Here is a 13,607-nt window from a genome sequence, read left to right on the forward strand (position 1 = left end):
CGCTAGATCCTCACGAACCACGCCGCGAGCGCGGCGGCGAGCGCGAGCACGAGCGCGAGCCCTACCCGGAACGGCGCGCGGTGGCGGATGGGGAACTCGGCCGCGGTGGCGGAGCCGCGCACGTCGGCGACGCGCGTCGCGCGGAGCGTGGAGAGATCGACCTTCGAGAGCGCGACCTCCTCGGTCGCGTAGCCGCGGTTCGCGAGCAGCGCCACGAGGCGCGCGCGGGGGTGGAGCTTGCGGCCGACGAGGCGCGCGGCGGTCGCGTCGAGCACGCGGGCGAGGGCTGCGGCGGAGGAGATGCGCGCGGCGGGCCTCCTCGAGAGGCAGCGCTCGATGGCGTGCGCGAGCCGGCGCGGGCAGTCGGGCGCGAGCGCGCGGACCTTCTTGAAGCGGCCGCGCGAGATGGCGGCGAACAGCTCCTCGGCGTTCTTGCCGCGGAACGGCTTCTCGCCGGTGACGAGCTCGTAGAGCGTCACCCCGAGCGCCCACACGTCGGCGCCCGGCCCCTCCTCCTCCCCTGCGAGCACCTCCGGCGCCATGTACGAAGGGCTGCCCACCAGCATGCCGGCCTTGGTGAGCGACAGATCGTCGGCGCCCTTCGCGATGCCGAAGTCCATGAGCTTCACCTCGCCGTCGCGAGAGACCATCACGTTCGCGGGCTTCACGTCGCGGTGGAGGAGCCCGTTGAAGTGGACGTAGTCGAGCGCGTCGGCGATCCGCGCCCCGACCACGGCCACGCAGTCGGCGGGGAGCGCGCCGCCCGTCGCGAGGACGCGGGCGAGGTCGGCCCCGTCGACGAGATCGGTCACGAGGTAGAGGCCCTCGTCCTTCTCCACGAGGTCGTGGACGCCGACGATGGCCTCGTGCCGGAGGCGGGCGTAGGCCCGCCCTTCTCGACGGAACCGCTCCACTATCTCCTTGGAGCGCGCGAGCTTGGTGTCGAGCGCCTTCACGGCCACGGGGCGCTCGAGGCCGTCCTGGTGGGCCTCGTAGACGACGCCCATGCCGCCACGCCCGATTTCTCGGACGATCCGGCTCGTACCGACCTTGCGCACCATGGCCGGGCAGCTTGCGACGGCGGCAACCCGGCGTGCAAGCGGGCGGCTGCGCGTGGATGTGGGAGTCCGCATGATCCGAATGCGGAGCGATCCGGTCCTGGAAGAACGCCGAGGGCCCCCGGGGTTGTCGGAGGGGTCGGTCGATCTGCTACAGTTCTCGGGCTCCAGCGGCCCCACTCGACCAGTAGTCAATCCCGCTCGGCTGTTCCGCGGCGTAAACGCGCGCGCGGCGGCGCGCACGTCCCGAGGAGGCATTACCGATGGCGAACAGGCGCATGGTGACCATGGACGGCAACGAGGCCGTCGCCTCGGTCGCCCACCGGATCAACGAGGTGATCGCGATCTACCCGATCACCCCCTCCTCCAACATGGGCGAGTGGGCGGACGAGTGGTCGGCCAAGGGACGGAAGAACATCTGGGGCACCATCCCCTCCGTCTCCGAGATGCAGTCGGAGGGCGGCGCGGCCGGTGCGGTGCACGGCGCGCTGCAGGCGGGAGCGCTCACGACGACCTTCACGGCGTCGCAGGGCCTGCTCCTCATGATCCCGAACATGTACAAGATCGCGGGCGAGCTCACCGCGTTCTGCATGCACGTCAGCGCGCGCACGCTCGCGACGCACGCGCTCTCGATCTTCGGCGACCACTCCGACGTGATGGCGGTCCGCCAGACGGGCTTCGGGCTGCTCTCCTCGGCGTCGGTGCAGGAGGCGCACGACTTCGCGGCCATCGCGCAGCGCGCCTCGCTCTTCTCGCGCATCCCGTTCCTCCACTTCTTCGACGGCTTCCGCACCTCGCACGAGGTCGCGAAGATGGAGGAGCTCACCGACGACGACCTCCGCCAGATGATCCCGGAGGAGCTCGTCGCCGCCCACCGGTCCCGGGCGCTCACGCCCGACAAGCCGAGCGTGCGCGGCACGGCCCAGAACCCCGACGCGTTCTTCCAGGCGCGCGAGGCGTGCAACCCGTTCTACGCCGAGGCCGCCGAGCACGTGCAGGAGGCGATGAACGCGTTCGGCAAGCTCACCGGCCGCAACTACAAGCTCTTCGAGTACGTCGGCCACCCTGAGGCGGAGCGCGTGGTCGTCGCGATGGGCTCCGCGTGCGAGACGATCGAGGAGACCGTCGAGCACCTCGTCGCGAAGGGCGAGAAGGTCGGCCTCGTGAAGGTCCGGCTCTACCGGCCCTTCGATCTCGGGGCGTTCATGACGGCCTTCCCGCGGACCGTGCACCACATCGCGGTGCTCGATCGCACGAAGGAGCCGGGCGCGCTCGGCGAGCCGCTCTACCAGGACGTCGTCACCGCGCTGCGCGAGGCGGAGCAGGCGCACATCGACCGCTTCCACCACCAGCTCACCGTCATCGGCGGCCGCTACGGCCTCTCCTCCAAGGAGTTCACGCCCGGGATGGTGAAGGCGGTCTACGACGAGCTCGGGAAGCCGCGGCCGAAGCGCCACTTCACCATCGGCATCAACGACGACATCAGCAACACGTCGCTCAAGTACGACTCCGCCTTCGACACCGAGCCCGCCGGCGTCGTGCGCGCGCTCTTCTACGGCCTCGGCGCGGACGGCACGGTCGGCGCGAACAAGAACTCCATCAAGATCATCGGCGAGGACACGCCCAACTTCGCGCAGGGCTACTTCGTCTACGACTCGAAGAAGTCCGGCTCGGTGACGATCTCGCACCTGCGCTTCGGGCCGAAGCCGATCCGCTCCGCGTACCTCATCTCGAAGGCGAACTTCGTCGCCTGCCACCAGTTCGGCTTCCTCGAGAAGTACGACATGGTCGAGGCGGCGGCGCCCGGCGCGACCTTCCTCCTCAACTCGCACTACGGGCCCGACGAGGTCTGGGACCACCTGCCGGCCGAGGTGCAGGACGAGATCCTGCGGAAGAAGCTCAAGGTCTTCGTCATCGACGCGTACAAGGTCGCGCGCGAGACGGGCATGGGGGTGCGCATCAACACCATCATGCAGACCTGCTTCTTCGCGATCTCGGGCGTGCTCCCGCGCGACGAGGCGATCGGGCACATCAAGAAGACGATCGAGAAGACCTACGCGCGCAAGGGGCCGGAGGTCGTCCAGAAGAACTTCGCCGCGGTGGACCACACCCTCGCCCACCTCTTCGAGGTGAGCACCGCGAACCGCAAGGTGAGCGGGACGCCGCGCCCGCCTGCGGTCGCCGAGGTGGCGCCGGACTTCGTGAAGCGCGTCACGGCGCTCATGCTCGCCGGCAAGGGGGACCAGCTCCCGGTGTCGGCCTTCCCGGTGGACGGCACCTGGCCGACCGGGACGTCCAAGTGGGAGAAGCGCTCGATCGCGCTCGAGCTGCCGGTGTGGGAGCCGAGCCTCTGCATCCAGTGCAACAAGTGCGCGCTCATCTGCCCGCACGCGGCGATCCGCCCGAAGTTCTTCGCGCCCGAGGTGCTCGCCTCCGCGCCGAAGACCTTCGTGACGATGGACTTCAAGTCGCCGGAGGTGAAGGGGAACAAGTACGCGCTCCAGGTCGCCCCGGACGACTGCACCGGCTGCTCGCTGTGCGTGGAGATCTGCCCGGCCGAGTCGAAGACCGAGAAGGGCAAGAAGGCGATCAACATGACGGACGCCAATCCGCTCAAGGAGAAGGAGCGGACGAACTGGGCGTTCTTCCTGTCCATCCCCGAGGCGGACCGCACCCGCGTGAAGCTCGACGTGAAGGGGACGCAGTTCCTCCAGCCGCTCTTCGAGTTCTCCGGCGCCTGCACCGGCTGCGGCGAGACCCCGTACCTGAAGCTCCTCACGCAGCTCTACGGTGACCGCGCCATCATCGCGAACGCCACGGGCTGCTCCTCCATCTTCGGCGCGAACCTGCCGACGACGCCGTACACGCAGGACGAGGCGGGCCGCGGTCCGGCCTGGGCGAACTCGCTCTTCGAGGACAACGCCGAGTTCGGCTTCGGCATGCGGCTCGCCATCGACAAGCAGGCCGAGCACGCGAAGGAGCTCCTCGGGAAGATGGGCACCGCCGTGGGCGACGGGCTCGTCGAGGAGATCCTGAAGGCCGAGCAGGGCGACGAGGCCGCGATCGGGAAGCAGCGCGAGCGCGTGAAGCTCCTCAAGCAGAAGCTCGCGAAGCTCGACACCTTCGAGGCGCGCTGGCTCTCGAAGATCGCCGACTACCTCGTCCGCAAGTCGGTCTGGATCGTCGGCGGCGACGGCTGGGCGTACGACATCGGGTACGGCGGCCTCGACCACGTCATCGCGCAGGGCCGCGACGTGAACATCCTCGTGCTCGACACGGAGGTGTACTCGAACACCGGCGGCCAGGCGTCGAAGGCGACGCCCATGGGCGCCGCGGCGAAGTTCGCGGTGGCCGGAAAGACCTTGCCGAAGAAGGACCTCGCCATGCTCGCCATGAGCTACGGCCACCCCTACGTCGCGCGGGTCGCGCTCGGCGCCAAGGACGCGCAGACGGTGAACGCGTTCAAGGAGGCGGACAGCTACACCGGCACCTCCGTCATCGTCGCCTACTCGCACTGCATCGCGCACGGGTACGAGATGTCCGAGGCGCTCGGGCAGCAGGAGAAGGCGGTCGAGTCCGGCTACTGGCCGCTCTTCCGCTACGATCCGCGGCGCGTGGCCCAGGGGGAGAGCCCGCTCAAGCTCGACAGCCCCGCGCCGAAGATCGACCTCGCCCGGTTCGTCGAGAACGAGACCCGCTTCCGGCAGGTCGAGGCGGCGAACCCCGAGGGCTTCGCGAAGATGCTCGCGCAGGCGCAGAAGGACGTCCGCGAGCGCTACGCGCTCTACGAGCAGCTCGCCCGCGCGATGAACCCGGCGAACCTCGTTCCCGGCGCCGCCGCCGCGACCCCGGCCGCTGCCCCGGGGAAGCCGCCGCCGCCCAAGGCGCGCGCGTAGCCTCGAGGAGCCGCGCGAAGACACGACGGGCCCGATCCGCTCCGGCGGGTCGGGCCCGTCTTCTCTCCGGGGGCGCGCGCTACTTCAGCGTCGCGAAGCGCGCGTCCAGGAGCTCGACCTCCGCGACCACCCCCGCGTGATCGCTCGGCCACAGCGCGACGTCCTCCGACACCGCGACGCGATCCTCCGAAGCCTCGCCTACCACCTCCGCGGAGCGCGGCACCATCGGACCGCGGAAGAGCACGTAGTCGATGCGCTCGTCGAGGTCGATCGCCGGTATGGAGAGCACCTCGGGGTAGGGGCTCGTGAAGCCCGCGTCGTCGGGGTTCACGACGGGCCACACGTCCGTGAAGCCTGCGTCCGCGAGCGCCGCGGCGCCTTCCGTCCCGGGCAGCGAGTTCAGATCGCCGGCGAGGATGACCCGCGAGGTCCCCGCGGACGACGCCTCGGCGAGCTTCGTCGCCTGCGCGACGCGAACGGTCGGGTCGTAGGCCTCGAGGTGCGTGTTCACGAACCGCAGCCGCTCCCCGCGGTACTCCACCTCCACGCTCGTCCAGCCGCGGAGGATCGCGAGGGGCTGCCCCAGCACGTCGAAGTGGACGAGCTCCGGGCAGGCCGGATCGGCGGCGCAGGAGTCCGGACCGTAGACGTCCGAGCGCGGGTCCGACACGTGCAGCCCGGGCTCGTCGGCGCGGGTGAGGATCACGTCGCGATCGGTGATGGCGACCGTCTCGCCGGTCGCGATGGGCACCGCGAGGCTGGTGAGGGGGAGGACGACGGCGGGCGCGTACGAGAGGCCGCGCTCCGCGAGCTTGTCGAGGAGCACCTCGAGGTAGTCGAAGCGTACCGCGAAGTCCGCGGAGCCGGCCGGCGCCTTCTGCCAGAGGGTGACCTCCTGCAGCGCGACCAGATCCGGCGAGGTGGCGGCGATCTCGTCGGCGATCCCGTCGAACCGGGCGAGGACGTCGTCGGACCCGTAGCCGCGGTCGTTCGCCTCGACCGTCGTCCAGATCGTGGTCGCGGCGGTGACCAGCTCCGAAACGGACCGCGCGGCGAGGGCGGGCCCGAGCTCGGCGCCGAGGTAGAGGTTCCGCGTCATGACCGTGAGCTGCTTGTTCCCGCCGGCGTTGCCGGGATCGACGGCGGACGCGCTTGTCGCATCCGAGGAGGAGGAGAGGGTGGGCGCGGCGGCCGGGCCGCAGGCGGCGAGCGCCGCCGCGGCGACGAGCGCGAAGAGGGAGGACGGCGCGACCTTCGAGAGGGCCATGGCGCACCTCGGGCCAGGGTTGGCGGAGAGTGCGGGGAGCCTAGCGTGGCCTGCTCGCCCGGACGCCGGGCCTGGAGGGACGCCCCATCGCGCGCACCATTCGTGTCGGCCCTTCGCGAGCCCCGTGGCGCGAGCGCAGATCGCGAGCGAAAGGTCGTTGACCCCAATCAGGCTCGCGCTTCGGCCCCCATTTCGGTCATAAGGAGGGGTCCGCCAGCAGGGGCGGTCCTTGTTTCCGATCAAGAGGAAGGCACGCATGGCGAGGCGACCCCACCGGATGGCGACGCGCGTCGCGGCGATCGCGCTCACATTCCTGGCGCTCGGCGCCTGCAAGCGCGGCGGTGACGGAGCGGGCGGAAAGGCGGCCGCGCCGGAGCCGATCACCCTCGCGCCCGAGAACGTCGCCACGGTGACCGAGCGGACGCTCCAGGCCGGGCCGGACATCTCCGGGACGCTGCGCGCCAAGCGCGCCGCCGCCCTGCGGGCGGAGGTCGGCGGGACCGTGCTCGAGGTGCTCGCCGAGGCGGGCGAGCGCGTCCCGCAGGGAAAGGTCCTGGCACGCGTCGACGTGACGGCGCTCCGAGACGCGCTCGTCGCGGCCCAGTCCGGCGTCTCCGCCGCACGAAACTCGCTGCACGTGGCGGAGGCGAACGCGAAGCGGGCGCGGACCCTCGCCGAGGCGGGCGCCTTCGCCGTCCAGCAGGCGGAGCAGGCCGAGGCGGCGCTCGAGGGCGCGCGGGCGCAGCTCGCCGACGCGCAGTCGCGGTTCGTCTCCGCCCAGCAGCAGGTGGCGAAGTCGCAAGTCAAGGCGCCGTTCGCGGGGGTCCTGTCCGAGCGGCAGGTGTCGGTGGGGGACATCGTGGCGCCGGGGGCGCCGCTCTTCACGGTCATCGATCCGGCCCGGCTGCAGTTCGAGGGATCGGTGCCCGCCGCGCAGGTCGGCCTCGTGCGGCCGGGCGCGCGCGTGGACTTCACGGTCACCGGCTTCGAGCAGGTGTTCCAGGGCGAGATCGAGCGCGTGAACCCCGCCGTGGACCCCGCCACCGGGCAGGTCCGCGTCTACGTCGACGTGAAGAACGACGACGGCCGGCTCATCTCGGGGCTCTACGCGCACGGCCGCGTCGCCGCGGAGAGCGCCACCGGACCTGCGGCGCCGGCCAGCGCCGTGGACGACTCGAGCAAGCCGCCCACCGTGATGCGCGTCGCGGGCGGGAAGGTCGAGCGGGTCTCGGTGGAGGTCGCGCTGCGCGACGACGTGACCGGCGCGGTGGCCTTCCGCTCGGGCGTGACCGCGGGCGACGTGCTCGTGCTCGGCTCGGCGCGGGCGACGCTCCCGGAGGGGGCCCCCGTGCGCGTCGCGCAGCCGGAGGCGCCGGGGGCAGGCGCCGGGGCGCCGCCGAAGCAGGAGGAGCGGAGGAGCGCGAGGCCGGAGGACGGCGCGCAGGCGTCGGACGGCGGGGGGCGGTAGATGTTCGTCTCCGACTTCGCCATCAAGAAGCCGATCGTCACCGTCACGGTGATGCTCGCGCTCGTCATCTTCGGGCTCGTGGCGCTGTTCGCCCTGAAGACCGACGAGTTCCCGGACGTGCAGCCGCCCGTGGTCGCCGTCACGATCGTCTACCCGGGCGCGTCGCCGGAGACGGTGGAGCGCGAGCTCATCGATCCCATCGAGGACGCGATCTTCTCGATCAGCGGGATCGACGGGAAGCAGACCACCGCCTCCGCCACCGACGGCCTCGCCCAGTTCATCGTCTTCTTCGACTTCGAGAAGAACCTGCAGGAGGCGACGCAGGACATCCGCGACGCCATCAGCGAGAAGCGCGCCGACCTGCCGCTCGAGATGGAGGAGCCGATCATCACGCGGTTCGATCCGTCCGACGAGCCGATCGTCTCCCTCACGCTCACCTCGGACTCCATCGACGTCCCGGCGCTCACGCGCCTCGCAGACGAGGTCGTCTCGCGCGAGCTGCGCGCCGCGCAGGGGGTCGCCGACGTCCGGCTCGTCGGCGGGCAGAAGCGCGAGCTCACCGTGGAGCTGAACCCGCAGGCGATGGCCGCCGCCGGCGTCGCGGCGAACGACGTGGTCGGGGCGCTCCAGGCGCAGAACCTCGCCGCGCCGGTCGGGCGGGTGAACACGAAGCTCGGCGAGCAGTCGATCCGGCTCACCGGGCGGCTTCAGACGCCGGAGGAGTTCGCCGCGCTCGCGGTGGCGACGCGGAGCGGACAGGTGGTCCGGCTCGGGCAGGTCGCGTCCGTGAAGGACGGCGCGGAGGAGCCGCGCACGCTCGCCCTCTACGACTCCTCGGAGGCGGTCGGCCTCGAGGTGCTGAAGACGAAGGGCTACTCGACGACGGCGGTCGCCGACCAGATCAAGGCGCGCGCGAAGGCGCTCGAGGCGCGGCTGCCCAAGGCCGCCAAGCTCCAGGTGGTCCAGGACGCGGGCCAGCGGGTGCGCCGCTCGGTGAACGAGGTGCAGACGACGCTCGTCGAGGGCGCGCTCCTCACCGTGCTCGTCGTGTTCTTCTTCCTCAACTCCTGGCGCTCGACCGTCATCACCGGCCTCGCGCTGCCGGTCTCGGTGCTCGCCGCCTTCATCAGCGTCTGGGCGTTCGGCTTCACGCTCAACACCATGTCGCTCCTCGGGCTCTCGCTCGCCATCGGCATCCTCATCGACGACGCCATCGTGGTGCGCGAGAACATCGTCCGGCACATCGAGCTCGGCGAGGACCACACCACCGCCTCGTTCAAGGGCACCGACGAGATCGGCCTCGCGGTCGCGGCCACGACCTTCTCGATCGTCTCGGTGTTCGTGCCGGTCGCGTTCATGTACGGGGTGGCCGGCCAGTGGTTCAAGCCGTTCGCCCTCACCATCGCCGCGGCGGTGCTCGTCTCGCTCTTCGTCTCCTTCTCGCTCGACCCCATGATGTCGGCCTACTGGCCGGACCCCCAGATCGAGAAGGGCCAGGCGCGCGGCCCGGTCGGCCGGGCGCTCGGCGCGTTCAACGCCTGGTTCGACCGGCAGGCGGACCGCTACAAGGGCGTCGTCTCCTGGGCGCTCGACCACCGCTGGATCATGCTCGCGGTCGCGTCCCTGTCGTTCTTCGGCGCCATCTTCCTGCAGGGGGCGTTCGGCGGCGCGGGGTTCGTGCCCATCTCGGACCGCAGCGAGGTGAGCCTCATCGTCCAGACGCCGCCGGGGTCGTCGCTCGAGTACACCCGCGCCAAGGTCGAGGAGGCGAACGCGATCGTCCACCGCCACCCGGAGGTGAAGTACGTCTACTCCTCCATCGGCACGCCCATCCCGCTGCAGGCTCCCGGCGTGGATCAGGCGCTCGTCTACGTGCGGCTCGTGCCGAAGAAGGACCGGGGCGTCTCGCAGGACGCGCTCGGGGCCGTCCTCCGCCGCGAGCTCTCGCGCGTCGCGGGCGCGGACATCTCGGTGTTCACGAGCGGCTTCGGCGGGGCGTTCAAGTCGATCCAGCTCGAGCTGCGTGGGCCGGAGTCGCGCGTGCTCGCCCAGTACGCGGAGCGGGTGAAGGCGGTCGCGCAGTCGGTGCCGGGCGCGGTGGACGTCGGGCTCTCCACGCGCGGCCAGAAGCCGGAGCTCGAGGTGGCGGTGAACCGCGGCCTCTCCGGCAACCTCGGCGTCACCGTCGGGCAGATCGCGCAGTCGCTCCGCATCGCCTTCGCCGGGCTCGACTCGGGCGACTGGGTGGATCCGACCGGCGAGACCCGCGACGTGATGGTCCGGCTCGCCCCCGAGGCGCGCGAGCGCGCCGCCGACCTGCGCCAGCTCCCGCTCGTGCTCCACGCGCAGAACGGCGGGAACCCGCAGGTGGTGCCGCTCGGGCAGGTCGCCGCGGTGCGGGAGGGGCTCGGGCCCGCGCAGATCTCCCACCTCGACCGCGAGCGCGTCATCAACATCCAGGGCAACGTCGCGGGCCGCTCGCTCTCCGAGGTGGTGCAGGACATCGAGAAGCGGCTCGGCGCGGAGGTGAAGCTCCCGCCGGGCTACACGCTCCGCCAGGGCGGCGAGAGCGCGGACCAGGCCGAGGTGTTCACGCGCGTGGGCCTCGCGCTGCTCCTCGCCGTGCTGCTCATGTACCTCATCCTGGTCCTTCAGTTCGGCTCGTTCCTCGACCCGCTCGCCATCCTCATGTCGCTCCCGCTGTCGCTCATCGGCGTCGTCGGCGCGCTCCTCGTGACGGGGGACACGCTCAACATCATGAGCCTCATCGGCGTCATCCTCCTCTTCGGCATCGTCGCGAAGAACGCCATCCTCCTCATCGACTTCGCGAAGTGGGCGCGCGAGGAGCGAGGCATCTCGATCCGCGACGCGCTCGTCGAGGCGGGGCGGATCCGCCTGCGGCCCATCATGATGACGAGCGTGGCGATCATCGCGGGCATGATCCCGGTCGCGCTCGGCCTGGGCGAGGGCGGCGACTTCCGTGCGCCGCTCGGGCGGGCGGTGATCGGCGGCGTCATCACCTCGACGCTCCTCACCCTCCTCGTCATCCCCACCGTCTACGAGATCATGGACGGCCTCCGGGAGCGGGTGCGCCGCATGTTCCGCCGCGTCCTGCGCCCGGGCCACGCCGGCGAGGGCGGGCACGAGCCCGCGCCGGCGCCGCACGCGCGCGCGGGCGGGGTGCGGCGCGAGCTGGACTGAGCGGGCCTAGCCCATCCCCCTCAGCGCCGCCTGCGCGGCGTGGTACCCGCACATCCCGTGGACCCCGCCGCCCGGCGGCGTGGAAGCCGAGCACAGGTAGAGGCCGCGCACGGGCGTGGACCAGGGGACGAGCCGCGCGGCCGGGCGGAAGAGCGTCTGCGCGAGCGTGTTCGCCCCGCCGCCCACGTCGCCGCCGACGAGGTTCGGGTCGTCTGACTCGAGCGCGGCGGGGCCTCGGACCGCACGCGCGAGGACGCGCTCGCGGAAGCCCGGCGCGAACCGCTCGAGCTGCGCCTCGATCCCCGCGAGCGCGTCGCCGGCGAAGCCGTTCGGGACGTGGCAGTAGGCCCAGGCCGTGTGCCGGCCCGGCGGCGCGCGCGAAGGATCGAACAGCGTGGGCTGCGCGACGAGCACGAACGGTCGCGCCGGGGATTCGCCTCGCCACACGGCCGCCTCGGCGGCGGCGATCTCCTCGAGCGAGCCCCCGAGGTGCACGGTCCCCGCCCGCTCGCACTCCGCGGCGCGCCAGGGGATCGGGCCGTCGAGGGCGTAGTCCACCTTGAACGCGCCGGGACCGTACCGGAAGCGCGCGAGCGCCGCGGCGTAGCGCCGCGGCAGGCGACCGCCCGCGACGCGCAGCACCTGGCGCGGCGTGAGGTCGAGGAGGGTCGCGCGCGCGGTCGGGAGCGCGTCGAGCGAGGTCACCTCCTCGCCCGTCACGATCGTGCCCCCCCGCGCCCGGACGAGGCCCGCGAGCGCGTCGGCGATCGCCTGCGCCCCGCCGGCCGGGAACGGCCAGCCGAGCGCGTGGCCCGCCCCGCCGAGCACGAGCGCGAAGGCCGCGCTGGGCGTGCGCTCGAGCGGGAGCTGCGCGTGCGCGGCGAGGCCTGCGAGGAGCGCGCGCGCCCGCGGGCCACGGAAGCGCGCGCGGGCGAGCGAGGCGGCCGGCACGAGCGCGGGCAGCCCGAACCGCGCGAGGAGGAGCGGTCGCCGCGGGACGCGCAGCAGGCCGCCGAAGAGCTCCTCGACGAGCGCCTCGAACCCGTCCGTGATGGGCTCGAGGAGCGCCCGCCACGCCCGGGCGTCGGGGCCGTCGAGCGAGTCCCCCGTCGCCGCGAAGGAGCGCGAGAGGAGCGCGGCCGTGCCGTCGTCGAACGGGTGCGCGGCCGCGGCGGGGGGCTCGATCCAGGAGAGGCCGTAGGCCGCGAGCGGCAGCCGGCGCAGGAAGGGCGACCCCGCGGCGAGCGGGTGGACCGCGGAGCAGTGGTCGTGGCGAAAGCCGGGGAGGGTGAGCGGCAGCGTGCGCGCCCCGCCGCCCACCTCGGCGTTCCGCTCCAGCACGCGCACACGCACCCCGGCGGCGCCGAGGGCCACGGCGGCCGCGAGGCCGTTCGGGCCGGAGCCGACGACCACTGCGTCCGGGGAGATCACCGGCCGGTGGTAGCGCGCGCGGCCGGGTCGCGCGAGCGCCGCGCCGGGGGGCTCTCCGGTCGAGTGCGTCAAGGCGGCGCGACGGGCGCCCGCTCGACGGCGTACAATTTGTCGTCAGATCCTTTTCGTGGCTCGTGCGTTCGAGAGCCTGAAGGCCCGGAGCGACGGTGCCGCCGGACGAGAGCGACGAACGACTCATGCTGCGGTTCCGGGGGGGCGACGCGCGGGCCTTCGAGGCCCTCATGCGCCGCCACCGCGCGCCCGTCTTCTCGTTCCTCGTGCGGCTCACCGCCGACCGGGCACGGGCCGAGGATCTCTGTCAGGAGGTGTTCCTCAAGGTGGTGAAGGCGTCCCGCACATGGGAGGAGCGCGCGCGGTTCAGGACCTGGGTGTACGCGATCGCCCGGAACCTCGCGATCGACGAGGCGCGCCGGGCGGCGTTCCGGCGCGCAGAGCCGCTCGACGCGCCTGGCCCGACGGGCGCGGCGGCGCACGCTGCGGACGGTCCGTCGCCGGACGCGGCCGCCGACGCGGCGCTCCTCCGGCCCCGGCTCGAGGCGGCGCTCGCGGCGCTGCCGGCCGAGCAGCGCGAGGTGTTCCTGCTCCGCGAGTACGCCGGGCTGCGCTTCGCGGAGATCGCGGAGGTGACCGGCACGCCCGAGAACACTGTGAAGAGCCGGATGCGCTATGCGCTCGAGGCGCTGCGCGTGGAGCTCGCCGCCGCGGGCGTGGGCCCCGACGACGGCGCGCCGTCCGCGGCGGGAGGGGCGTCCCGATGAGCCACGAGCGCTTCGCCGAGCTCCTCCTCGAGCACGCCTACGGCGAGCTGTCGCCACGCGAGGCGCGGGAGGTGGAGGCGCACGCGGCCGCCTGCGCGGAGTGCGCCGCGGAGCTCGCGCGCATCCGCGCGACGCGGCAGACGATGGCAGCGCTCCCCCAGGAGCGCGCGCCCGAGGCCGGCGAGCGGATCCTGCTCGCGGCGGCCCGCGAGGCGGCGCGCGAGCGCGGCCCGGCGCGGATCCTGCCCCGCTGGAGCTGGTCCGCCGCCGCCGTCGCCGCCGTCCTCCTCACCGTGGGGGCGGTCTCGTACCGGCTCCTCGCGCTGCGCCCCGCGGCGGAGCGGCCGGGCGAGGAGCTCCTCGGGCACACGCAGTACGCGGAGGCGCCGCCGGCGGCAGGTTCGGGCGCGGCGAGCGACGCGGCGGCGCCCGTCCCGGACGGTCCGGGCGCGACCCCGTCCGCCTCGCGGGCGGCCGGCGCGGACGGGGAGGCGCCCGCGCCGTCCT

At 72.8% G+C, this 13,607-nt stretch carries 8 protein-coding genes; 5 read left to right on the forward strand and 3 right to left on the reverse strand.

The annotated features are described in order from the left end of the window. Positions 1-2: 2 nt before the first annotated feature. Complete coding sequence (locus MNY60_RS17185; RefSeq protein WP_242339656.1) at positions 3-1,061, reverse strand: serine/threonine-protein kinase; 1,059 nt, start codon at positions 1,059-1,061, stop codon at positions 3-5. A gap of 260 nt (positions 1,062-1,321) precedes the next feature. Between MNY60_RS17185 and nifJ the strand changes: the two genes are divergently transcribed. Further along, complete coding sequence (gene nifJ / locus MNY60_RS17190; RefSeq protein ID WP_242339654.1) at positions 1,322-4,954, forward strand: pyruvate:ferredoxin (flavodoxin) oxidoreductase; 3,633 nt, start codon at positions 1,322-1,324, stop codon at positions 4,952-4,954. A 79-nt stretch (positions 4,955-5,033) separates the two neighbouring features. Here the strand turns inward: nifJ and MNY60_RS17195 are convergent, their stop codons facing one another. Then, on the reverse strand, positions 5,034-6,221 hold the full coding sequence (locus MNY60_RS17195) for an endonuclease/exonuclease/phosphatase family protein (RefSeq protein ID WP_242339652.1): 1,188 nt from the start codon (positions 6,219-6,221) through the stop codon (positions 5,034-5,036). Positions 6,222-6,477: 256 nt separating this feature from the next. Between MNY60_RS17195 and MNY60_RS17200 the strand changes: the two genes are divergently transcribed. Beyond that, positions 6,478-7,689 carry an efflux RND transporter periplasmic adaptor subunit gene (locus tag MNY60_RS17200; RefSeq protein WP_242339650.1) on the forward strand — a complete coding sequence of 404 codons (1,212 nt, stop codon included), beginning with the start codon at positions 6,478-6,480 and terminating at the stop codon, positions 7,687-7,689. Next, positions 7,690-10,890 carry an efflux RND transporter permease subunit gene (locus MNY60_RS17205; RefSeq protein WP_242339648.1) on the forward strand — a complete coding sequence of 1,067 codons (3,201 nt, stop codon included), beginning with the start codon at positions 7,690-7,692 and terminating at the stop codon, positions 10,888-10,890. A 6-nt stretch (positions 10,891-10,896) separates the two neighbouring features. Here MNY60_RS17205 and MNY60_RS17210 read toward each other — a convergent pair whose 3' ends face one another. After that, the gene (locus MNY60_RS17210) at positions 10,897-12,321 is read right to left on the reverse strand and encodes an NAD(P)/FAD-dependent oxidoreductase (RefSeq protein ID WP_242361229.1); all 1,425 of its coding nucleotides are present in this window, start codon (positions 12,319-12,321) and stop codon (positions 10,897-10,899) included. Between the two features lie 167 nt (positions 12,322-12,488). On the opposite strand from MNY60_RS17210, the gene MNY60_RS17215 reads away from it, so the two are divergent. After that, on the forward strand, positions 12,489-13,100 hold the full coding sequence (locus MNY60_RS17215) for an RNA polymerase sigma factor (RefSeq protein WP_308197065.1): 612 nt from the start codon (positions 12,489-12,491) through the stop codon (positions 13,098-13,100). Beyond that, positions 13,097-13,607: zf-HC2 domain-containing protein (locus MNY60_RS17220; protein WP_242361231.1), on the forward strand; the 511-nt coding region annotated here is incomplete at its 3' end. The genes MNY60_RS17215 and MNY60_RS17220, both read left to right, overlap by 4 nt.

The sequence above is a fragment of the Anaeromyxobacter sp. SG17 genome, from assembly GCF_022690695.1.
Classification (GTDB): Bacteria; Myxococcota; Myxococcia; order Myxococcales; family Anaeromyxobacteraceae; genus Anaeromyxobacter; species Anaeromyxobacter soli.